The sequence below is a fragment of the Georgenia sp. X1117 genome (genome assembly GCF_057784635.1).
Genome location: NZ_CM173492.1, coordinates 2,332,512 through 2,354,392, shown reverse-complemented (window position 1 = coordinate 2,354,392; position 21,881 = coordinate 2,332,512). Strand labels below are relative to the sequence as shown.

Below are 21,881 nucleotides of genomic sequence, written 5' to 3'. Positions count from 1 at the left end.
AGACCGGCGACGCACCGCCCGGCGCGCAGCGCGGGTCGCGTGCGCCGTCCGGGTGCGCGTCAGCGACGCGCCTCGCACACACATGGGAGCGCCCTCCCACCCCGCGCGGGGTGGGAGGGCGCTCGCGTGGCCGACCGATGAGTGCTCACTCGCCGGTGTCGCGAGTGAGCGGAAAAGTGACTCACGAGTGAGCGCCCGCCGGTCCATGCGGACCGGCGGGCGCTCACTCGTGGAGCAGAAAACTGCTCACTCGCCACGTGTCAGTGACGGGCGTGCGGTGGGTTCAGCGGCGGATGCCGAGGGTGTCGGTGCCGTCGCCGTTCCAGTCGCCGACGAAGACCTCGTCGCTCGCGCGGCCGTAGCGCTGCTCGATCTCCGCACGGGTCGAGGTCAGCGAGTTGGAGACGAGGTACAGGTTCCCGCGACGCACCGCGAAGGAGTCCGCACCGTCGCCGTCCCAGTCACCGGCCACCACGTCGTCCGAGGCCCGGCCGTAGCCCAGCTCGGCGTCCGCGTTGCCACCGGTGAGGCTGTTGTTGATGTAGAACCGGTTGCCACGGCGCACGGTGAAGGAGTCCGCGCCGTCGGCGTCGAAGTCGCCGACGAGCACCTCGTCGCCCGAGCGGCCATAGTTCAGCTCGACCTCGGCGTTGCCGCCCTCGTGGGTGTTGGTGAGGAAGTACGCGTTCCCACGGCGGATCGCGAAGGTGTCGACGCCGTCCCCGTCCCAGTCACCCACCAGGACCGTGTCGGATGCGCGGCCGAAGCCGAGCTCGACGTCCGCGTTACCGCCGGTCAGGGTGTTGTTGAGGAAGTACCGGTTCCCGCGACGCACGGCCAGGGTGTCGGAACCATCGCCGTCCCAGTCACCGACCAGGACCTCGTCACCCGAGCGGCCGTAGGCGAACACGTGGTCCGCCGTCGCGTCCCAGCCGTCGTTGAGGAAGAACCCACGACCCGGCGCGGGCAGCGTCGGCTCCTCCGGCTCCTCGGCGCCCGTGACCTCGAAGGGAACCTCGGCCTCGGTCGGGCCCGCGACGACGGTGAGCGACTGCTCGCCGGCCTCGGCGCCCTCGGGGACGGTGATCTCGACGGTGGCGCGACCGGTGTCGTTGTAGCCGTCGGAGGGGGTGGAGTCGACCTCGCCGCTCTCCCCCACGACGGTCTCGCCGAGAAGGACCTCGACGTCGGTGACCTCGGGCTCGTCGGTGGTGAAGGCCAGACCGGACAGGTCGACCTCGATGGTCTCGCCGGCCTCGGCCTGCTGCGGGCCGGTCCAGCCGATCGAGCGCTGCTCGTAGGTCGGGGCCAGCTGCTCGTTCGCGGCCAGGTAGTCGTTGAGGCCCTGGACGTCCTGGATGCCGGCGTCGACGAAGTCGGTCGCGTTGTCGGTGAACGCCGAGAATGCGTCGCCGCCCTCGAGGAGGAAGGAGTTGCCGGCGATGCGGACCGGCTGGTCGTCGGCGACGGGCTCGCCGTCGATCGTCACGTGGAGGATCTGCTCACCCGCGGGCGCCTCGGGGTCGTAGACGTAGTCGAGGTTCTCCGACCAGCCCAGCGCGAGGTAGGGGTGGCCGCCGGAGCCGCGGTACTGCTGCTCGAGCAGGAGCTCGAGGTCGGCGCCCGGGATCGTCACGGCACCGATGGTGTTGCCGAAGGGCTGGACGTCGAAGGCCTCGCGGTAGGTGACGATGCCGTCGCCGTCCGGGTCGAGGTCCGCACGGATGCCGCCGGGGTTGATGACGCCGATGTCCGCGCCCAGGTTGAACTCGTTGGCCGCGAACAGGGCGACGTCGCCGAGCAGGTTGCCCAGGGTCGACTCGCCACCACGGTTGGTGCCGTTGTCCTGGCCCTCACGGGCGGCGCGGTTGAAGGGGGCGATGACGTCGCCGACCGGCTCCTGGCCGAGAACCTCGGCCTCGGCCTCTGCGGCCTGGTAGAGCGCCTCGATGTCGGCGTCGCGCGCGACGAGGTCCGCCCCCTCGTCGTCGACGAGCGGGATGTTCTGGGTCGTGGTCTGCTCGGCGTCGACCTCACCGGTCGCCGGGTCCACGGTCAGCTGGATGTGGCCGAGGTGGAGGCCGTAGTGGTCGGCCTGCACGACCGGGGCGCCGGACGGCGTCGCGGTGATCTGCTCGAGGTGGGAGTGCCCGGCGAAGACGGCGTCGATGTCCTCGGACAGTCCGGGGGCGATGAGGTTGGCGTCCTCGTGGATGAGGGCCACGACCACGTCGGCCTCGCCGTTCGCCTCGTCCCCGTCGGTCAGCTCTGCGGCGACGTCGTTGGCGACGTCGACCTCACTGAGGAACTCGAGGCCCTCGATGCCGGCGGGCGAGACGACGTTGGGGGTGTCGGCGGTGACGGTGCCGACGATGCCGACCTGCACGCCGTCGATCTCCGTGATCTCGTAGCGCGGGTCGTTGATCGGCGCGGCAGGGTCGCCCTCGACGTTCGCGCCGAGGTGGTGGAACCGGGACAGCGGGATGACGCGGTCGACGAGGTCGTCGATGCCCTGGTCGAACTCGTGATTGCCGACGGCTGAGGCGAAGAGGCCCATCTCGTTGAGGATCTCGATGGTCGGCTCGTCCTGGGCGATCGCGGAGACGAACGCGGAGCCACCGATGTTGTCCCCGGCGGTGAGGAACAGGGTCCCGGACTCGTTCTCGGCCCGGAGGTCGTTGAGCGCCGTCTGGATGAGCGGGGCGTTCTCGATGTGGCCGTGCAGGTCGGTGATGCCGGCGAGGTCGATGGTGACCGTGCCGTCCTCGTTCTCGACCGCGACGGCGGGCACCGCGACGACCGCGGATCCGATGAGGGCGAGGAGCCCGGCGCTGGCCGTGATCCTCACTGTGGTAGGACGTGACATGGGGGGAGACCTCGATCTTTCGTGCGAGCGACAGGGACCAGGCCCGGCCAGATTAGCCCTACGCCCGACGGCGAAACCCTGTTTCGCGCGCCCGTCACCGAGTGTTCACCCCACGGTCGGGAAGCCGCCGCGGGCCCGCCCCCAGCACCGCCGCGTCCGCCCTGCTCAGACCGTCTGGCCGGTCTCCGCGGCCACGCCCTCGACCGCCAGGCGCAGGTCGTCGGCCTCCTGCAGCCCGACGATGACCCGGCCCCCGATCACGGTGGTCGGCGTCCCCGAGAGCCCGATCTCCTGGGCGAGCCGACCGTTGTCCTCGACCTGCTGGGTCGTCGCCGGGTCCGTGAGGTCCGCGGCGAACTGCTCGGTGTCCAGCCCGACCTCACCGGCCCGCTCGACGAGCGCCTCCTCGGTGACCTCCTCGGGCCCGAGCGGGTCGGACATGAGGGAGTCGTGCAGCTCGAGGTAGCCGTCCTGCTGCGCCGCCGCCCAGCCGGCGGCCGCGAGGTCGAGGGACTGCTCGGCGAGCACGCCGACGTCGCGGTACTCGATGCGCAGGGTGCCGTCGTCGACGAGGTCCTGCAGCTGCGGCAGGGAGTCGGTGGCCATGTCCTGGCAGTAGTGGCACAGGTAGTCCTCGAAGACGACCATCGTCACCTCGGCGTCCGCGTCCCCGACGGCGGTGGCAAGGTCGGCGTCCGGGGAGACGTCGACGTCGGTCGTGTCCTGCCGGGCGAGGAACTCCTCGGCCTCGAGCGCGCGGCGCTCGGCCTCCCGCTCCTCCGCCTCGGCGTCACCCTCCCCCGAGGTGCCGTCGGCGCCGGGGCCCTGCTCCGCCGTCGGGGGCGGGAACGGCTCGTCGTCGGCGCACGCGGCGAGCAGCGCCGCGGCGGCCAGCGTGCCGGCGACGAGCGTGAGGCGCGGGCGCAGACGGGTCATGGTGTCCTCCGGTGCGGGTGGGGGCGGGGTCCGGGCAACGCCCCCAGTATGACCGCCGGCCGCCACCCCGTGCGGGGTGGCGGCCGGTGATCGGTGGGCAGGAGTGCCCTGCGCGGTGCTGCGGTGCTCCGGGGGCGGACCCCGCTGCGCCGGTCGAGCCTCAGACCACCCCGTGGGCGAGCATCGCGTCGGCGACCTTGACGAAGCCGGCCACGTTCGCGCCGAGCACGTAGTTGCCCGGGGCGTCGTGGTGCTCGGCCGTGCGCGCGACCGTGTCGTGGATGTGGGTCATGACGACCTCGAGCTTGGCGACGGTCTTGTCGAAGCCCCACTGCTCGCGCGAGGCGTTCTGCTCCATCTCCAGCGCGGAGGTGGCCACCCCGCCGGCGTTGGCGGCCTTGCCCGGCCCGAACGCGATGTCGGCGGCCTGGAAGACGTCCACGGCCTCCGGCGTCGAGGGCATGTTCGCGCCCTCGGCGACCGCGAGCACCCCGTTGTCCACCAGGGTGCGGGCGTGGTGCTCGTCGAGCTCGTTCTGCGTGGCGCAGGGCAGCGCGATCGTGCAGGGCACGTCCCACACCGAGCCCTCGGTGTGCAGCACCGCGCCGGGGCGGCCCTCGACGTAGTCCGCCACGCGGCCGCGGCGCACCTCCTTGACCTCGCGGAGCAGCTCGACGTCGATGCCCTGCTCGTCGACGACGTACCCCGAGGAGTCGGAGAAGGCCACGACCTGTGCGCCGAGCTGCTGGGCCTTCTGGATGGCGTAGATCGCCACGTTGCCCGAGCCCGAGACGACGACCCGCTGGCCGCTCAGGGAGGTCCCGCGGCGGCTGAGCATGCGCTCGGTGAAGAAGACGGTGCCGTACCCGGTGGCCTCGGTTCGGCCGAACGAGCCGCCCCAGCCGGTGCCCTTGCCGGTGAGCACGCCGGACTCGAAGCGGTTGGTGATGCGCTTGTACTGGCCGAACATGTAGCCGATCTCGCGGCCGCCGACCCCGATGTCACCCGCGGGGACGTCGGTGTACTCCCCGATGTGGCGGTAGAGCTCGGTCATGAAGGACTGGCAGAAGCGCATGACCTCGCCGTCGGAGCGGCCGTGCGGGTCGAAGTCCGAGCCGCCCTTGCCGCCGCCGATACCCTGGCCGGTCAGCGCGTTCTTGAAGATCTGCTCGAAGCCGAGGAACTTGATGACCCCGAGGTTGACCGAGGGGTGGAACCGGAGCCCGCCCTTGTAGGGGCCCAGCGCCGAGGAGAACTCCACGCGGTAGCCGCGGTTGACGCGGGTGACGCCCTGGTCGTCGACCCAGGGCACGCGGAACATGATCTGGCGGTCCGGCTCGACCATCCGACGCACGATGGCCGCGCTCTGGTACCGGGGGTCGTCCGCGACGTCGGCGATCGTCCCGAGGACCTCGTGGACGGCCTGGTGGAACTCCGGCTGGGCCGGGTCGCGGGTGACGACCTCGTCGTACACCGCCTGCAGCGTGTCGATCATGCGGCTCCTGTCGTCGGGCCCGGGCCTGGCCGGGCGGTGATCCGTTCGTGCGTTCGTTCGGTCGTGCGTGCGACGCGCTGGTCACGTGGCGGGCACGCGGTGCGCGCGCGGCCCGCGTCCTGCGCGGTCCGCCCGCTCAGTCCCACAGGTCGGGCAGGACGGCGGCCGAGGCCTGGGCGAGCGCGGCGACGTCGATCGTCGCCACCTCTGCGACGGCAAGCCGGTCGCCGCCGGTGGTCCCGATCGTCGCGCAGGGTACGCCGTGCGTGCGCGCCAGTGCCGCGATGCGGTCGGCGTCGGCGGGCTCGACGGCGAGCAGGGCCCGCGCCTGGCTCTCGCTGAACAGCGCCGTCGCAACGTCGACGCCGTCGCGGTCGAGCACCGACGTGAGATCGATCTCGGCCCCGACGCCGTAGCGGGTGGTCGCGTCCACGAAGGCCTGGGCGAGGCCGCCGGTGGCCAGGTCGTGGGCGGCGCGCGGGAGGCGATCGGCGTGCGCGGCGAGGAGGACCTCGACCAGCGCCTTCTCCGCGGCGACGTCGACCCGCGGCGGCGTCCCGCCGAGGTGGCCGTGCACGGTCTGCGCCCAGGCCGAGCCGTCGAGCTCGAGGGCGGTGGCGCCCAGGAGGAGCACGCTCAGCCCCTCTCGGCGCCAGCCCGAGGCGGTGGTGGCGGTGACGTCGTCGAGCAGGCCGAGGACCCCGACCACCGGGGTGGGGTGGATCGAGGAGGTGGCCGTGCCCGGCTCGCCGGTGGAGTTGTACAGGGAGACGTTGCCGCCGGTGACGGGGATGCCGTACTCCTGGCAGGCGTCCGCGAGGCCGGTGATGGTCTCGACGAGCTGCCACATCGCGCCCGGGTCCTCGGGGTTGCCGAGGTTGAGGCAGTCGGTCACCGCCATCGGGCGGGCCCCGACGACGGCGACGTTGCGCGCCGCCTCCACCAGGGCCTGCGCGGCGCCGGTGCGCGGGTCGAGGAAGGCGTACCGGTGGTTGGCGTCCGTGGCCAGCGCGACGCCGCGGTTCGTGGACTCGTCGACACGCACGACGCCGGCGTCGTCGGGCTGGGCGAGTGCCGTGCGGCCCTGGACGAAGCGGTCGTACTGGTCGGTGACCCAGCCCTTGTCGGCCTGGTTGGGGTCGGTGGCGACGGCGCGGACCTGCTCGGCGATCTGCTCCGGGTCCGTGGGGCGGGGCAGGTCGGCGGCGGTGTCGGCCACGATCGGGTCGAGCCAGTCGGGGCGGGCGTAGGGGCGGTCGTAGACGGGGCCGTCGTGGGCGACGGTGCGGGGGTCGACGTCGACGATCCGGCGTCCGTGGTGGTCGATCGTCAGCCGGCCGGTGCCCGTGACCTCGCCGATGACGGAGGTCTCGACCTCCCAGCGGGCGGTCACGGCGAGGAAGTCGTCGAGCTTGTCCGGGTGGACGACCGCCATCATCCGCTCCTGCGACTCGCTCATGAGGATCTCGCCGGCGGTGAGGCTGGGGTCGCGCAGGAGGACGGTCTCGAGGTCGACGTGCATGCCGCCGTCGCCGTTGGAGGCCAGCTCGGAGGTGGCGCAGGAGATGCCCGCGGCGCCGAGGTCCTGGATGCCCTCGACCAGGCGGTTCGAGAACAGCTCGAGGCAGCACTCGATGAGGACCTTCTCCATGAAGGGGTCGCCGACCTGGACCGACGGGCGCTTGACGGGGCCGCCCTCGTCGAAGGTCTCCGAGGCGAGGATCGAGGCGCCGCCGATGCCGTCGCCGCCGGTGCGCGCCCCGAACAGCACCACCTTGTTGCCGGTGCCCGAGGCGTTGGCCAGGTGGATGTCCTCGTGCCGGAGCACGCCGATCGCGAGGGCATTGACCAGCGGGTTGCCCTGGTAGACGGGGTCGAGGTCGAGCTCGCCGCCGATGTTGGGCAGGCCGAGGCTGTTGCCGTAGGAGCTGATGCCGGCGACGACGCCGTGCGCCACCCGCGCGGTGTCCGGGTGGTCCGGGGCGCCGAAACGGAGCTGGTCCATGACCGCGATCGGGCGCGCGCCCATGGCGATGATGTCGCGGACGATGCCCCCGACGCCGGTCGCGGCGCCCTGGAACGGCTCGACGTAGCTGGGGTGGTTGTGGGACTCGACCTTGAAGGTCACCGCCCAGCCGTCCCCGACGTCGACGACGCCCGCGTTCTCGCCGATGCCGACGAGGAGGTGCTCGCGCATGGCGTCGGTGGTCTTGGCGCCGAACTGGCGCAGGTGCGCCTTGGAGGACTTGTAGCTGCAGTGCTCGGACCACATGACCGAGTACATGGCGAGCTCGGCGGAGGTGGGGCGGCGGCCGAGCAGGTCGACGATGCGGGCGTACTCGTCGTCTTTGAGCCCGAGCTCGGCGTAGGGCATCGGGGTGGAGGGGGTGACCGCGGCGTCGTCGACCGTTTCGTCGTGCCGGGGGGCCTGGGGGGTGGTTGAGGTTGTGGTGGGCGCGCCGGTGGTGGAGATGCCGGCAGGTGCCGTGGATGCGGTGGTGGTGGGTGCAGCCGCTGCGCTGCCGCCGTCAGGGGCGCTGCGGGGTGCGGGGGCATCTGCGGACATCTGGGACCTCACGGGTGGGGCTCGGTGCGGCTGGACGGCGCCGACGCACGGACCGCCGTCAGCGCACGCGGTCGGGAACTGGGCCGAATCTACCGTCCGGGTCACGAACGGGTCATCCCTGCCCATCCTCCGGCCCTGGTAGCCCCCTGGCCCGGCTGGTGCACTGACCGAGTCGCCCTGCGCCGGCCCCGCCTCTCCGCCCGACCTCCCCGCCTCCCCCTCCCCCCCCCCACCCAGCTACGCCGGCGCGCCCGGCTGCTCCGCCCGCGCGTCCTGGGACCGCGCCTTGGCCTGCGCGCGCAGGGTCTTCTCGTCGACCGGGGCCTGACCGGTGGCCCGCATGCGCCGCCCGTACTCGCGCGCCTCGTCCTGCCGCTGCTTCTCCCCCGGGCCGGCGATCGTCGCCCCCAGCATCTCCTCGGTGTACCCGAAGGCGTCGACCAGCGCGGACGCGTGCGGACGGAGCCGGGCCAGCAGCCGCTCCACGTAACTCGTCACCGTCTTCGCGCGCTGCGCCGTCATGCGTCCGTTGACCAGGTACCAGGCGAGGTCCGCCTCGATGACGGTGAGCCCGTACAGGTCGCGCACGGTGCGCAGCACCTCGAAGGTCTCCCGGTCGCGCACCCGCGACAGCGCGGCGGTGAAGGCCTCCCAGGCCAGCAGCTCGGCGTGCGCGCGGGCCGCGGCGATGATGCGGTCCTGGTGCGCGTTGAAGACCTCGAAGGCCTTCTCGTCGGAGGCCCCGCGGGAGGCCCGCAGACCGAGGGTGATCTCCTCGACCATCGTCTCCACGCGTTCCTCGAGGAGCTCGCGCTGGGCGTCGGCGGAGCGCAGGTGCCCGGCCGAGCGGGCCTTGGACCCGGTGTCCCGGATCGACTGCGCAGCCCGGCGCAGCGGCGTGCGGTGCATCGCGGTGTCGGCAGCGCGGGCAGCGACCCACCGCGCCGTGCCCGCCACGTCCATCTTCATCATCTCCTTGCCGTGGTCGGTCAGCAGGCGCTTCCCGACGAGCTGGAGCAGGACGTTGTTGTCGCCCTCGAAGGTGGCGTAGACGTCGAGGTCGTGGTGCAGGCCGGTGAGCCGGTTCTCGGCCATGAAGCCGGCACCGCCGCAGGCCTCGCGGGCCTCCTGGATGGTGTCCAGGGCGTTCCACGTGGCCAGCGGCTTGGTGGCCGCCGCCAGGGTCTCCAGGTCCTGGCGGTCCTCGTCGGTGTCGTGCCGCCCGGAGAAGACGTCGTCGAAGCGCTCGAGCAGCTCGGCGCCGAGGAAGGTCAGCGCGTAGGTGCGGGCCAGGCGCGGCAGCAGCCGGCGCTGGTGGCGCTGGTAGTCGAGCAGCACGACCTCCTCGCGGGGGTCGCCGCCGGTGAACTGGCGGCGCTGCTCGGCGTGCCGCACGGCGATGGTCAGCGCCATGCGGGCCGCACCGGTCGAGGCGTTGGACAGCGAGACGCGCCCCTGGACGAGGGTGGAGAGCATGGTGAAGAAGCGACGCCCGGGCGAGTCGATCGGCGAGCTGTAGGTGCCCTCGTCGTCGATCGCGCCGTAGCGGGGCAGCAGGTTCGTCCGCGGGACGCGCACCTGGTCGAACCACAGCCGACCGTTGTCGACGCCGTTGAGCCCGCCCTTGACACCGTCGTCGGAGCCACCGACGCCGGGCAGGAAGCACAGCGTCCCGTCGGGCCGCTCCTCGCGGATGGGGACGTAGACGCAGTGCACGCCGTGGTTGACGCCGTCGACGACGAGCTGGGCGAAGACCACCGCCGCCTTCCCGTGCTGCGCGGCGTTGCCGAGGTACTCCTTCTGCGCCGCCTCGACGGGGGTGTGCACGACGATCTCGTCGGTCTCCTTGTCGTAGGTGGCGGTGGTCAGCACGCCGGAGACGTCCGAGCCGTGCCCGCGCTCGGTCATGGCGAAGGCGCCGGGCACGGTGAGGTCCATGGCGCCGGGCAGGAAGCGGTCGTGCTGCTCGGCGGTGCCCAGGTGCAGGATCGCCGAGGCGAACAGGCCCCACTGCACGCCGGCCTTGATCTGCAGCGAGGGGTCGGCGACGACGAGCTCCTCGAAGGCCGCGAGCGACCCGCCGTGGTCGTCGTGGCCGCCGAGCCGGGAGGGGAAGGCCCGCAGCGGGTCGCCGATCTCGGTGAGGAGGCGGAGCTGGTCCATCACGCGCTCACGGTGCTCGAGGTGCCCCAGGCCCTCGATCTTGCGCATGCGCGGGTCGGTGGCGACGCGGCGCGTCTCCTGGCGCAGGCCCCACCAGCGTCCGCCGAGCAGGCGCGTGAGCTCGGCGACGTCGACGCGGGTGTCACCGCGCACCGCCGAGGGCGGGGTGTGGGCCGAGGGGCTCGTCTCCTGCGCGGCGCCGGGCGTGGCGGTGGGGCGGATCGGTGTCTGGGTCACTGGACGTCCTTGTCGGTTCGTGAGGTGGGAACGGTGCGCGGCTGGGTGTCGGTGCGGGCACGGCGCAGCACGCCGACAGCCCCGTCCCACAGCCAGGAGGCGATGAAGGCGGCGAGCTCGGTGCGGTCGAGCGCGGCCACGGCCGGTTCGAGGTCGGGATGGAGCGGTCCCCCGACGACAGCGCCCGGCCCCGCAGGCCCGGCACCCCCCTCCGGGCTGCTCTCCTCGATGGTCTGGTGCTCGGACTCGGCACGCTCGAGGTGCGCCCGGGCGGCGAGCCAGCGGTCGGCCACGGACCGGACGGTGCCGGTGACGCCCGAGGCCCACAGCGTGGCGCGGGTGGCCTGCTCGGGGGTGATCCGGTCGGTGCTCTCCCCCTCGGCGAGACCGAGGACGGCCGGGACGAGCGTGTGCGCGATGACGGCGTCGACGTCCTGGACGAAGCTGCGCACGTCCCCCGTGGCCTCCCCCGCGGGCGAGGTGACGAAGGCGTAGACGTGCGGGGCGTCGTCGACCATCTGCAGGTACACCGCGACCATCGAGTGGATGCGCTCGCGCGGCCCGCCGAGGCGGCTCGCGGCCTCGGTCAGCTCGCGCAGCATCCGGTCGAGGACGTGCCGGCCGACCGCCCGCTGCAGCCCGGACTTGTCCGTGAAGTAGCGGTAGAGGATGGACTTCGAGGTGCCGATGTGCGTGGCCAGCTCGTCCATGGACACGTCCGGCCCGCGCTCGTGGACGCAGCGCCGGGCGGCACGGACGAGCTCGAGGCGCCTCGCCGCGCGGTGGTCGTCCCAGCGGGTGGTCCGCCCGTCCGCGCGCGGAGCCGGCGGGTCGTCGGCCGTCGCGGCCAACCCCCGGACGTCCTCGGCCTCGGCAGGTACCATGAAACGAAAGTATCAGGTACTTTCGGTATCGGCCAGATCCGATACACCGTGGTCCCGACGTCGGGCGCCGACGAACCGCACTCTCGACGACGACGAACCGGACTCTCGGTGACCACCGACCGCGGGCTCGACCACGCCGCAACGCAACGCACCGCACGCCCGATGACCGACAGTCCGTCCCAGCGAAGCGAGGACCTCACGTGATCCCCATGCCCACCCCGCGCCGCGCCGCCGTCGTGGCCGCCAACCGGACCCCGTTCGGCAAGGCCGGCTCCGCCTACGACGCGCTGAGCCCGAAGGACCTGCTCACCGCCGCGATCGAGGGGCTCGTCGCCCGCACCGGCCTGGCCGGCGAGCGCCTCGACGAGGTCGTCGCCGGCGCGGTCCTCAAGCAGCCCAAGGACTTCAACCTCACCCGCGAGTCGGTCCTCGGCACCGCGCTGGACCCCACCACCCCCGCCTACGACGTCCAGCGCGCCTGCGCCACGGGCATGGAGGCCGCCGTCGGGGTCGCGAACAAGATCGCGCTCGGGCAGATCGAGGCCGGCATCGCCGGCGGCACCGACTCCGCCTCCGACGCCCCCATCGTCGTCACCGAGAAGCTGCGCCGCGTGCTGCTCGCCGCCTCCCGCGCCCGCTCGACCAAGGACCGCATCGCCGCGTTCACGAAGCTGCGGCCCAAGGACCTCGCCCCGGTCGCCCCTGACGTCAACGAGCCGCGCACCGGCCTGTCGATGGGCGAGCACCAGGCGCTGACCACCGCCGCCTGGGGTATCACCCGCGAGGCGCAGGACGAGCTCGCCCTCGCCTCCCACCGCAACCTCGCCGCCGCCTACGAGCGCGGCCTGTTCGACGACCTCATCACCCCGCTGCGGGGGCTCACCCGCGACGAGGCCCTGCGCGCCGACACCTCGATGGAGAAGCTCGCCAAGCTCAAGCCGGTCTTCGGCACGAGGAACCTCCCCGAGGGCGCGCCCGCCCCGACGATGACCGCCGGCAACTCCACCCCCCTGTCCGACGGCGCCTCGGCCGTCCTGCTCTCCTCCGACGAGTGGGCCGCCGAGCGGGGCCTGCCGGTCCTCGCCCACGTCGTCGACGCCCAGCCCGCCGCGGTCTCCTTCGCCGACGGCAGCCAGGGCCTGCTCATGGGCGGGGCCTTCGCCATCCCCGCCCTCCTCGAGCGCACCGGGCTCACGCTGGCCGACTTCGACCTCGTCGAGATCCACGAGGCCTTCGCCTCCACGGTGCTCACCACCCTGGCCGCCCTCGAGGACGAGACCTTCGCACGCGAGCGCCTGGGCCGCAGCGCGCCGGTCGGCACGGTCGACCGCAGCCGCCTCAACGTGGCCGGCTCCTCGCTGGCCGCCGGGCACCCCTTCGCCGCCACCGGTGGCCGGATCATCGGCACGCTGGCCAAGCTCCTCGCCGAGCGCGGCGAGTCCCAGGTCCGCCCCGGAGAGCGGGCCCTCGGCCTCATCTCGGTCTGCGCCGCGGGCGGTCAGGCCGTGGCGATGGTGCTGGAGGCGGCATGAGTGACGCGTACCTGTCCTTCGTCTCCGGCGGTGCCGGGGCCGGCATCGCCAAGCAGCTCGGCCTGCCGCGGCCGGCGATCCTGCGCCGCACCGCCGACCTCGACGACGTCGACACCCCGCTCGCGCCCGGGCCGGTCCTCGTCCTCACCGACGGGTCCGACGCCGCGCGGGTGGACGCCGAGGAGCTCGTCGAGCACCTGCTGGCCTGGGGCGCCGACGTCCGACGCGACGCCACGCCCGGCGACAAGCGAAAGCTCGGCGCCGTCGTGCTCGTGGCGACCGGCCTGACCACCAGCGCCGACCTCACCGCGCCGGCCCTCGCCGTCGGGTCCGTGCTGCGCGACCTGGGCCGCTCCGGCCGGGTGATCGTCCTGCACCGGGCCGCCACCGAGGGCGACAGCCCGCGGCTGGCCGCCGCCCGCGCCGGTGTCGAGGGCTTCGTGCGCTCGCTCGCCAAGGAGCTGCGCGACGGCGCCACGGGCAACGCGGTGGCGCTCGGCACCGGCGCGTCGGCCGGGGACGCCTCGCCGGCGGGGGCCGTGCGGTTCCTCCTCTCGGCACGCTCGGCCTTCGTCTCCGGGCAGATCCTCACCGCCGGCCCCGGCGGCAACGCACCGCAGGACTGGGCGCGGCCGCTGACCGGCCTCGTCGTGGCGGTCACCGGGGCCGCCCGCGGCATCGGCGAGCAGATCGCGGGGGTCATGGCCCGCGACGGCGCGCACGTGGTCGGCGTCGACGTCCCCGCGGCGGGCGAGGCACTGGCCCGCACGATGAACGCGGCCGGCGGCCTGGCCCTGCAGCTCGACGTCACGCGCGACGACGCCGCCGAGGCCATCCTCGCCGCCGCCCACCGGCGCTACGGACGCCTGGACGTGGTGGTGCACAACGCCGGGATCCTGCGGGACAAGCTGCTCGCCAACATGACCGAGGACCGGTTCGCCGACCTCCTCGCCGTCAACATCACCGCGCCGGTGACGATGAACGAGACCTTCGCCGAGCCGGGGAGGCTGGGCGACGCCGAGCACGCGCCGCGCATCATCTCGCTGGCCTCGACGTCGGGGATCGCCGGCAACCGCGGCCAGACCAACTACGGCTACGCCAAGGCCGGGATCATCGGGATGACCGAGGCGCTCGCACCACTCATGGCCGCAGCCGGTGGCACGGCGAACGCCGTGGCGCCGGGCTTCATCGAGACCGACATGACGGCGAAGATCCCGCCGGTGCCGCGGCAGATGTCGCGGCGGATGTCCTCCCTGCAGCAGGGCGGGCTACCGGTGGACGTGGCCGAGGCGATCGCGTTCCTCGCCTCGCCGCAGGCCGGTGGCGTCAACGGAGAGGTGCTGCGCGTGTGCGGGCAGCTCCTCGTGGGCCGCTGATGACAGCCGACGGTCTCAGTCTCTACCACCGCCGCCCCTCTCGACGAGTGAGCACTTTTCTGCCCGTACCCATGCTCCCGCCCCGCCGTTCTCGACGAGTGAGCAGTTTTCTGCTCGCCCGCCCCTCGACGGAACCCCTCGCCCTCGGCAGGGTGAGCGCATGAGCGCCGTGCCGTCGTCGTACCGGGTCGAGCAGGTCGGCGCCGTGCCGAGCCTGGGGGCGACCTACCGGACCGTGCTGAGCCGGACCGCGCAGAGCGTCCTCACCCGCACGAGCCCGGCCGGGCTGCCGCAGGTGGCCCTCAGCGCCGGCCCCGTGACGGCCGAGCCGGCGCACCTGACCGAGTACCAGCACGTCGTCGGGGCCCCGGTGGACGACACGCTCCCGCCGGGCCTCGTGCACGTACTGGCCTTCCCGCTGGCGATCTCGCTCATGGCGCGCGCGGACTTCCCGTTCTCACCGCTGGGGATGGTGCACGTGGCCAACCACGTCACCCAGCGCCGGCCGGTGCGGCTCGGCGAGGCCCTCACCGTCACGGCATGGGCGCACGACGCGCGCGAGCACCGGCGCGGCACCACCGTCGAGCTCACGGTCGAGGCCGCAGCGGGCGGCGAGGTGGTGTGGACCGGGCGGGCGACGTACCTGTCGAAGGCGCCCGCACCCGAGGGGCTCGAGCGGGCCCCGTCCGCAGGTGAACGGCAGGTGATCGCGATCCCCGAGCGCCCGCAGGCGCTGTGGAGCGTCACCGAGGCCGACATCCACACATATGCACAGGTCTCGGGGGACCGCAACCCGATCCACACCTCGTGGCTGGGGGCCCGGGCCTTCGGCTTCCCGCGCCGGATCGCGCACGGGATGTACACCGCCGCGCGGGCCCTGCACGCCGGTCCGGTGCCCGACGCCGTCACCTGGGACGTCGAGTTCGGGACACCCGTCCTCATTCCCGCGAAGGCAGCGTTTGCGCAGGTCAGCAATGGTGCGACTGGTGATCGGGGGGCAGTCTCCGACGCAGCCACGAACGCCGATGCCTCGAACGGTCGGGGCGGGCGGCGAATGATGGCATGGGAGCCGAGGAAGCGCAAGCTCCACCTCTCGGCCACCGTCACCGACGCCGCGACCTGACGTGCGCGAGGTCTGTCCACAGGCCGCGTCCACACCCGTGTGCACCGATGCGTGGACAGGCCGCTCGACCTGTGGATCAAGCGTCGTCACCCCGGGGACACCCTGAGGACACCTGGGGGAACGTGGCGCGGGTCTCCACCACCGGGCGCCGATCGAACCGCATTGTGAGTGTTCGCACCGGCGCCCGGTGGCCGGCAATAAGGTGGGGCCCCGCCTCCCCCGCGACCTACGGTTGACCCATGTCTGCCACCCTGCGCGCGATCGGCCTGCGTGCGGGCCACGGCGAGCGCGAGCTGTTCGCCGACCTCGACCTCACGGTCACCCCCGGTGACGTCTGGGGTCTCGTCGGCGCGAACGGCGCGGGCAAGTCCACGCTGCTGTCCCTGCTGGCCGCGGCGGACGCCCGCCACGTGCCGACCTCTGGTGCCACCTCCGGTCCCGGCCTCCCGACCGCGAGCGCGGACACGTCCGCGGAGGTCGACGCCCTCGAGACGGACGGCCAGGTCGTCCTCGCGCCGCCCACCGCGACCGTCGGACTGCTCGCCCAGGAGCACGACCGCCGTCACGGCGAGTCCATGGAGGCGATGATCGCGCGCCGCACAGGCGTCGCCGACGCCGAGGCCGAGATGGACGCCGCCGCGGCCGCCCTGGCCGAGGGGGCCACCGGCCACGCGGCGGACGACCGGTATGCCGTCGCCCTCGAACGCTGGCTCGCCCTCGGGGGCGCCGACCTGCCCGAACGCACCGAGGAGGTCCTCGGCCGGCTCGGCCTGCGAGTCGGTCCCGACGCCGACATGACCACCCTGTCCGGCGGGCAGGCCGCCCGCGCCTCGCTGGCGGTGCTCCTGCTCCAGCGCTACGACGTCCTCCTCCTCGACGAGCCCACCAACGACCTCGACCTCGACGGCCTGACCCAGCTCGAGGAGCTCGTCGCCGGCGCGCGGCAGGGCGTCGTCGTGGTCAGCCACGACCGCGAGTTCCTCGCCCGTACCACCACCGGCATCGTCGAGATCGACGCCGCCCAGCACAAGGTCACCGTCTACGACGGCGGCTACGACTCCTACCTGGACGAACGCGCGCTGGCACGGCGTCGGGACCGGGAGGCCTACGAGGAGTACGCCGAGCAGGTGGCCGGGCTCAAGGCGCGCCACCAGCGCCAGAAGGAGTGGACCGCGACGGGCATCCGCAACGCCCGCAAGAAGGCCACCGACGGCGACAAGCACATCATCCACGCCGCCCGCGCCCGCACCGAGAAGCTCGCGGGCAAGATCGCGCAGACCGAGCGGGCGATCGAACGGCTCGAGGTGGTCGAGGAGCCGCGCAAGGAGTGGGAGCTGCGGATGAGCGTGGCAGAGGCGCCGCGTTCGGGGACCGTGGTCGCCACCCTCGACGGCGTTACCCTCACCCGCCGCAGCGCCGACGACGCCTTCACCCTCGGCCCGGTCACCGCCGAGATCACCTGGGGCGACCGGGTGGTACTCACCGGCGCCAACGGCTCGGGCAAGACGACACTGCTCGGTCTGCTGCTCGGACGCCTCGCGCCGGACGAGGGGCGGGCCTCACTGGGGTCGGGCGTCGTCGTCGGGGAGATCGATCAGGCACGCGACGCTTTCGACGTGGCTGAACCTTTGACCAGGGCATTCGCCGACGCGGCCTCGATGGATCCCGAGGAGTCCCGCACGCTGCTGGCCAAGTTCGCGCTGGCCGGGGACCGCGCGACCCGGCCGGCCGCCTCCCTGTCACCCGGGGAGCGCACGCGTGCCGGGCTCGCGCTGCTGCAGGCGCGCGGCGTCAACCTGCTCGTGCTCGACGAGCCGACCAACCACCTCGACCTGCCCGCCGTCGAGCAGCTCGAGCAGGCCGTGAACTCGTTCGGCGGCACCGTCGTGCTGGTCACGCACGACCGCCGGATGCTCGCCGGCATGCGGGCGACGCGGCGCTGGCAGATGACGGCGGGCCGCCTCACTGAGGACCACTGACTCGGCCCGCCCGTTCATCGAGAACATGCCTTGTGTCTCGAGACGACGGACCGGGGGCATGGCCTCGACACACAACCCAATGTCTCGAGGACACGAGGGGTCTGCGAGGGCAAGGGCGGCGCGCGGCACCGCAAGCGGCGCGCAGCCCAGGCAGCCTCAGACCTGCGGCGGGGCGCCCAGCTTCTCGCGGCGCATGCGGTGCAGGATCGGCTCGGTGTACCCGTTGGGCTGGGCGGCGCCCTCGACGATCAGGGCCCGCGCCGCCCGGTAGGCCACACCCGGACCGTCCGCGCCGATGAGCGCCTCGTAGTTCGGGTCCCCGGCGTTCTGCTCGTCGACCACCGCCGAGAGCCGACGCAGCGAGTCGTCGACCTCCGCCTCGGTGACGATCCCGTGCAGCAGCCAGCTGGCCAGCAGCTGGCTGGAGATCCGCAGCGTCGCACGGTCCTCCATGAGGGCCACGCCGTGGATGTCGGGCACCTTCGAGCAGCCGACCCCCTGGTCGACCCAGCGCACCACGTAGCCGAGGATCGACTGGACGTTGTTGTCGAGCTCGGAGGCGATCTCCTCGGCGCTCAGCTCCCTGTCCAGCAGCGGCGGCACGAGGATCGGGTCGATCGACTGCGGCTCGCGCCCGGTGATCTCGGCGCGCACGGCCTCGACGTCGACCTCGAGGTAGTGCAGCGCGTGCAGCGTCGCCGCCGTCGGCGAGGGCACCCAGGCCGTGTTCGCCCCGGTGCGCGGGTGAGCGATCTTCTGCTCGAGCATGTCGGCCATGAGGTCCGGCATCGCCCACATGCCCTTGCCGATCTGCGCGCGACCGTCGAAGCCGGCGCCCAGGCCCGCGTCGACGTTGGCTCGCTCGTAGGCCACCATGAACGGCAGACCCTTCATCTCGCCCTTGGGCACCACGGCGCCGGCGTGCAGCGAGGTGTGGATGTCGTCGCCCGTGCGGTCGAGGAAGCCGGTGTTGATGAAGGCGACGCGGTCGGCGGCGGCGGCGATGCTGGCGCGGAGGTTGACCGTGGTCCGGCGCTCCTCGTCCATGATGCCCATCTTCATCGTGCCCGGCGCGAGCCCGAGCAGGGCCTCGGTACGGGCGAACAGCTCGACGGCGAAGGCCACCTCCTCGGGGCCGTGCATCTTCGGCTTGACGACGTAGATCGAGCCGGTGCGGGAGTTCGTCCCGGCGCGCTCCCCCGACAGGTCGGGCAGGGTGCCGAGCGCGGTGATGACGGCGTCGAGGATGCCCTCGTAGACGTCCTGGCCCTCGGCGTCGCGCACGGCGTCGGTGCGCATGAGGTGGCCGACGTTGCGGATCCACAGCAGCGAGCGCCCCGGCAGGACGACCGGCTCTCCACCCGGGCCGGTGTACTCGCGGTCCGGGTTGAGCCGGCGGGTGAAGGTGCGGCCGGCCTTGGTGACCTCCTCGGTCAGGGTGCCGCTGACCAGCCCGCGCCAGTTGCGGTAGCCGAGCACCTTGTCCTCGGGCACGACGGCGGCCACGGAGTCCTCGAGGTCCATGATCGTCGAGACGGCCGACTCGAGGACGATGTCCTGCACGCCCGCGCCGTCGACCGCGCCGATCGACCCGGACCGGTCGATGACGACGTCCAGGTGCAGCCGGTTCCGCACGAGCAGGACCGAGTCCGGCGCGTCCGGCTCACCGGTGTAGCCGGCGAAGCCCGCGGGGTCGGCGAGGCCGGTGGTGGCGCCGCCCTCGAGGTCGACGACCAGGGCGCCGTCGACGACGTGGTAGCGCGTGGCGTCCGCGTGCGAGCCCTGCGCGAGCGGAGCTGCCTGGTCGAGGACGGCGCGGCCGCGGGCGATGACCTCGGCGCCGCGCACGGTGTTGTACTCCGCGCCGCGGGCGAGGTCGCCGTCGTCGGGGATGGCGTCGGTGCCGTAGAACGCGTCGTAGAGCGAGCCCCACCGGGCGTTGGCGGCGTTGATGGCAAAGCGCGCGTTGAGCAGCGGGACGACGAGCTGGGGGCCGGCGACATCGGCGAGCTCGGGGTCGACGTCGGTCGTCGTGACCGTGAACTCCTCCGGCTCGGGGACGAGGTAGCCGATCTCGGTGAGGAAGTTTTTGTACTTCTCGGCGTCGGGCAGGCCGGGCTGGTCGCGGTGGTACTGGTCGATGCGAGCCTGCAGCTCGTCGCGGACCTCGAGGAGCCGGCGGTTGGTCGGCGTGAGGTCGGCGATGATCGACGCGAGCCCGGCCCAGAAGGCGTCGGCGTCGATGCCGGTGCCCGTGAGCGCCACGTCCTCCACGAACGCGGCCAGCGGCGCGTAGACGTCGAGCCCCGCCCGCTCGACCCGCTCGCCGGTGGCTGCGGAGGACTGGTCGGTGCTCGTCATCTGTGTCTCCTGTGGGTCGCGGAGGGCGGCGGGGTCGTGCACGGCGACCTGCTGGACGACGGCACCGTCACCTGGCCGCGCACCGTCGAACCGCCGCCGTCGGACCAGCCTACGGACCGAGGCGGCACGTCCGCGACCTCCTATCCGCATCGTGAAATCGGCGTTCCGGCTCGACGGCGCCGACCACGTACCGGTGGGGGCGTCCAGGAAGCAGCGGACGCCCTTGCCAGTTAGGTAAGGCTTACCTACAGTCGAACTCATGCGCTTTCACCACGCCCATCCGACGCCGCACTTCCTGCTCGCCGGCGGCCGGGACGACGTCGGGTACGTCGGCGCCACGCTGCAGCGCCTCCCGGCCGACGCCTACGGCCAGGTCTTCCTCGAGATCGACTCCCCCGAACAGGCCCTCGAGCTCGACGCCCCCGCGCGCATGACGACGACGTGGCTCGCGCGCACGAGGCGCGCCGACGACGCCCCGGTCCCCGAGGGCGACCTCCTCGCCCGCTCCCTGCGCGGGTGGCTCGCGGAGTGGGCGCCCGACGACGAGGGTCCCGCGCCGCTCGTCGTGTGGCTGGGCGCGACGGCGAACCCCCGCCTCGCGGGCGTGCACCGTCAGATGCAGGTGCGGCTGCGCGGCCGCCACCACCACTGCGGACGATCGGTCGAGAACAGCGCCGAGCGCGCCGAGCGGGACTCGCCCGACGCCGCCTGACGCGCGGTGGGCAGCCCGCGCGCCGCTCACAGGCGCCCCGCGAGGAGCGAGCCAGGCGCCTCGCGACCGCCTCGCGGCACGAGGACGACGCCGGCAACCGCCCCTAGAACGCGAGCACGAGCCGCCCGCGCGTCCCGCCCGCCTCAAGCCGGCGGTGCGCCTCCGGGGCCTGGTCCTTCGGCAGGATCTCCGCCACCCGCAGCGTGACCGCGCCGCTCTCGGCCTGCTTGCGCAGGGTCTCGAGCTTCGCGCGCTCGCGGGCGTACTCGCCGACGAAGATGGGCCGGAACGTCACGTCCCGCTCGGCGGTGCCGTCGTGGCCGCGGACGGTGACGACCGAGCCGCCGTCCTTCACCGCCGGGGCGAGAGCCTCGTGGAGGAGCGCGCCGTCGACGGCGCCGTCCACGCCGTCGGGGTGGTGCTCGCGCACGCGCTCGGCGAACCCCTCGCCGCGCTCGAGCACGACGTCGGCCCCCAGCTCGGTGACGAGCTCGACGTCCTTCTCCGCGGCGTCGGCGACGACGGTCAGCCCGTCCGCCTTGGCCAGCTGCACCGCGTAGCCGCCCATGGCACCCGCGGCCCCGCTGACCGCGATCACGCTGCCGCGCGGCAGGTCGAGGGTGTCCAGCGCGAGGCGGGCGGTGAGCCCGTTCATCGGCAGCGTGGCGGCCTGGGCGTGGCTGGTGTCTCGCGGCGCCGCGACGACGGAGTCCGCCGGCAGGACGACCTGCTCCGCATAGGCGCCGTGCGCGCCGTCGGGCACGACGATCGCCATCACGCGGTCCCCGACCTTGAGCGGGGTCTCGGTGTCCGGTCCGATCGCGGCGAGGACGCCGGCGGCGTCCATCCCCGGGACCACCGGCGGCTCGCCGGCGGGACGCCTCGCCGTGCCGGCGCGGCGCGTGGTGTCGGTCGGGTTGACGGCGGCGGCGTGCACGCGCACGAGCACCTCCGCCGGACCGGGCGCCGGGTCGGGCCGCTCGATCTCCTCGAGGACGTCGGGGTCACCTGGGCTGTGGAATCCGATGGCCTTCATACCCGCGCCAACAGGTCGGCCCGGGCGCACATTCCATGCCCGCCCCGGGGCTATCGCACGACGTCGTAGTCCATGAGCACCCGGCCGCGCCCGAACTCCCGCGTCCGCCGTAGCTCGAGGTGGAGGCGTTGGTCGGGCCAGAAGCGCAGGCCGCCGCCGAGGATCTCCGGGTAGATGATCGGCCGGACCGAGTCGACGAGGCCGTGCCGGAAGGCGTGCGCCGCGAGCGTGGGGCCCTCGATGGCGACGTCCCGGTCGGCGCCCGCGACGATCGCGCGGACCTCGTCGGGGTCGAAGTGCGACCGCAGCTGCGTGCGCGCCGTGCCGACCGCGGAGAGCGTGGTCGACCAGACGTACTTGTCGACCTCCGCCCAGCGCCGGGCGAACTCCGCCTCGACGGGACCGGAGGCCGCTAGTGACGGATCGGTCTCCCAGACGGACATCACCTCGTGCATCCGGCGGCCGAGGAGGTAGGTGCCGCAGGTGAGGGTCTCCTCGTTGAGGACGGCGTGCTCGACGTCGTCCGGGACGGCCCAGTCGAAGCGGCCCTCGGCGTCCTGCACGTAGCCGTCGAGGGAGACCTGCATGAGGTAGACGAGCCTGGCCACGGCGCGC

General features: G+C 73.2%; 14 protein-coding genes. 5 read left to right on the top strand and 9 right to left on the bottom strand.

Features of this window, described 5'->3' with window-relative positions; translation table 11 throughout:
- Positions 1–283: 283 nt before the first annotated feature.
- From AC3D3D_RS10785 to AC3D3D_RS10760, 6 genes are all read right to left on the bottom strand, one after another.
- A complete protein-coding gene (locus AC3D3D_RS10785; protein WP_463662077.1) occupies positions 284–2,866 on the bottom strand; it encodes a 5'-nucleotidase C-terminal domain-containing protein in 2,583 nt (860 codons plus the stop codon).
- A gap of 165 nt (positions 2,867–3,031) precedes the next feature.
- Positions 3,032–3,802 (bottom strand): DsbA family protein, encoded by a 771-nt coding sequence (locus AC3D3D_RS10780; protein WP_463662076.1) that lies wholly within the window; start codon positions 3,800–3,802, stop codon positions 3,032–3,034.
- A 160-nt stretch (positions 3,803–3,962) separates the two neighbouring features.
- A complete protein-coding gene (gene gdhA, locus AC3D3D_RS10775; RefSeq protein ID WP_463662075.1) occupies positions 3,963–5,297 on the bottom strand; it encodes an NADP-specific glutamate dehydrogenase in 1,335 nt (444 codons plus the stop codon).
- A gap of 136 nt (positions 5,298–5,433) precedes the next feature.
- Positions 5,434–7,671, bottom strand: coding sequence for a phosphoribosylformylglycinamidine synthase subunit PurL (gene purL / locus AC3D3D_RS10770; protein ID WP_463662102.1), 2,238 nt, complete (start codon positions 7,669–7,671; stop codon positions 5,434–5,436).
- Between the two features lie 429 nt (positions 7,672–8,100).
- Positions 8,101–10,263: an acyl-CoA dehydrogenase family protein gene (locus tag AC3D3D_RS10765; protein ID WP_463662074.1), complete on the bottom strand. Its 2,163-nt coding sequence runs from the start codon at positions 10,261–10,263 to the stop codon at positions 8,101–8,103.
- Positions 10,260–11,147 carry a TetR/AcrR family transcriptional regulator gene (locus AC3D3D_RS10760; protein ID WP_463662073.1) on the bottom strand — a complete coding sequence of 296 codons (888 nt, stop codon included), beginning with the start codon at positions 11,145–11,147 and terminating at the stop codon, positions 10,260–10,262. The genes AC3D3D_RS10765 and AC3D3D_RS10760 overlap by 4 nt, the downstream gene beginning before the upstream one ends.
- A 209-nt stretch (positions 11,148–11,356) precedes the next feature.
- Here AC3D3D_RS10760 and AC3D3D_RS10755 point away from each other — a divergent pair, with 209 nt between their 5' ends.
- From AC3D3D_RS10755 to AC3D3D_RS10740, 4 genes are all read left to right on the top strand, one after another.
- Positions 11,357–12,679 (top strand): acetyl-CoA C-acetyltransferase, encoded by a 1,323-nt coding sequence (locus AC3D3D_RS10755; RefSeq protein ID WP_463662101.1) that lies wholly within the window; start codon positions 11,357–11,359, stop codon positions 12,677–12,679.
- Positions 12,676–14,055, top strand: a complete 1,380-nt coding sequence (locus AC3D3D_RS10750) for a 3-oxoacyl-ACP reductase (protein ID WP_463662072.1) — start codon at positions 12,676–12,678, stop codon at positions 14,053–14,055. Before AC3D3D_RS10755 ends, AC3D3D_RS10750 begins: the two co-directional genes overlap by 4 nt.
- Positions 14,056–14,215: 160 nt before the next feature.
- Entirely contained in the window at positions 14,216–15,178 is a 963-nt protein-coding gene (locus AC3D3D_RS10745) for a MaoC/PaaZ C-terminal domain-containing protein (protein WP_463662071.1), read from the top strand.
- A gap of 239 nt (positions 15,179–15,417) precedes the next feature.
- The gene (locus AC3D3D_RS10740) at positions 15,418–17,157 is read left to right on the top strand and encodes an ABC-F family ATP-binding cassette domain-containing protein (protein ID WP_463662070.1); all 1,740 of its coding nucleotides are present in this window, start codon (positions 15,418–15,420) and stop codon (positions 17,155–17,157) included.
- Between the two features lie 156 nt (positions 17,158–17,313).
- Here the strand turns inward: AC3D3D_RS10740 and AC3D3D_RS10735 are convergent, their stop codons facing one another.
- Positions 17,314–19,518, bottom strand: coding sequence for a malate synthase G (locus AC3D3D_RS10735; protein WP_463662069.1), 2,205 nt, complete (start codon positions 19,516–19,518; stop codon positions 17,314–17,316).
- A 259-nt stretch (positions 19,519–19,777) separates the two neighbouring features.
- Here AC3D3D_RS10735 and AC3D3D_RS10730 point away from each other — a divergent pair, with 259 nt between their 5' ends.
- Entirely contained in the window at positions 19,778–20,230 is a 453-nt protein-coding gene (locus AC3D3D_RS10730) for an SIP domain-containing protein (protein ID WP_463662068.1), read from the top strand.
- A gap of 103 nt (positions 20,231–20,333) precedes the next feature.
- On the opposite strand, the gene AC3D3D_RS10725 is transcribed toward AC3D3D_RS10730, so the two are convergent.
- Both AC3D3D_RS10725 and AC3D3D_RS10720 read right to left on the bottom strand, forming a co-directional pair.
- Positions 20,334–21,266, bottom strand: coding sequence for an NADP-dependent oxidoreductase (locus AC3D3D_RS10725; protein ID WP_463662067.1), 933 nt, complete (start codon positions 21,264–21,266; stop codon positions 20,334–20,336).
- Positions 21,267–21,316: 50 nt separating this feature from the next.
- Positions 21,317–21,874, bottom strand: a complete 558-nt coding sequence (locus tag AC3D3D_RS10720; protein ID WP_463662066.1) for a dihydrofolate reductase family protein — start codon at positions 21,872–21,874, stop codon at positions 21,317–21,319.
- Positions 21,875–21,881: the final 7 nt, after the last annotated feature.

Bases quoted from the DNA above. Each gene is read 5' to 3' on its own strand.
- AC3D3D_RS10745 (WP_463662071.1), top strand. From the start codon at position 14,216: ATGAGCGCCGTGCCGTCGTCGTACCGGGTCGAGCAGGTCGGCGCCGTG.
- gdhA (WP_463662075.1), bottom strand. From the start codon at position 5,297: ATGATCGACACGCTGCAGGCGGTGTACGACGAGGTCGTCACCCGCGAC.
- AC3D3D_RS10740 (WP_463662070.1), top strand. From the start codon at position 15,418: ATGTCTGCCACCCTGCGCGCGATCGGCCTGCGTGCGGGCCACGGCGAG.
- purL (WP_463662102.1), bottom strand. From the start codon at position 7,671: ATGCCCTACGCCGAGCTCGGGCTCAAAGACGACGAGTACGCCCGCATC.
- AC3D3D_RS10725 (WP_463662067.1), bottom strand. From the start codon at position 21,266: ATGAAGGCCATCGGATTCCACAGCCCAGGTGACCCCGACGTCCTCGAG.
- AC3D3D_RS10730 (WP_463662068.1), top strand. From the start codon at position 19,778: ATGCGCTTTCACCACGCCCATCCGACGCCGCACTTCCTGCTCGCCGGC.
- AC3D3D_RS10760 (WP_463662073.1), bottom strand. From the start codon at position 11,147: ATGGTACCTGCCGAGGCCGAGGACGTCCGGGGGTTGGCCGCGACGGCC.
- AC3D3D_RS10735 (WP_463662069.1), bottom strand. From the start codon at position 19,518: ATGACGAGCACCGACCAGTCCTCCGCAGCCACCGGCGAGCGGGTCGAG.
- AC3D3D_RS10750 (WP_463662072.1), top strand. From the start codon at position 12,676: ATGAGTGACGCGTACCTGTCCTTCGTCTCCGGCGGTGCCGGGGCCGGC.
- AC3D3D_RS10755 (WP_463662101.1), top strand. From the start codon at position 11,357: ATGCCCACCCCGCGCCGCGCCGCCGTCGTGGCCGCCAACCGGACCCCG.
- AC3D3D_RS10785 (WP_463662077.1), bottom strand. From the start codon at position 2,866: ATGTCACGTCCTACCACAGTGAGGATCACGGCCAGCGCCGGGCTCCTC.
- AC3D3D_RS10780 (WP_463662076.1), bottom strand. From the start codon at position 3,802: ATGACCCGTCTGCGCCCGCGCCTCACGCTCGTCGCCGGCACGCTGGCC.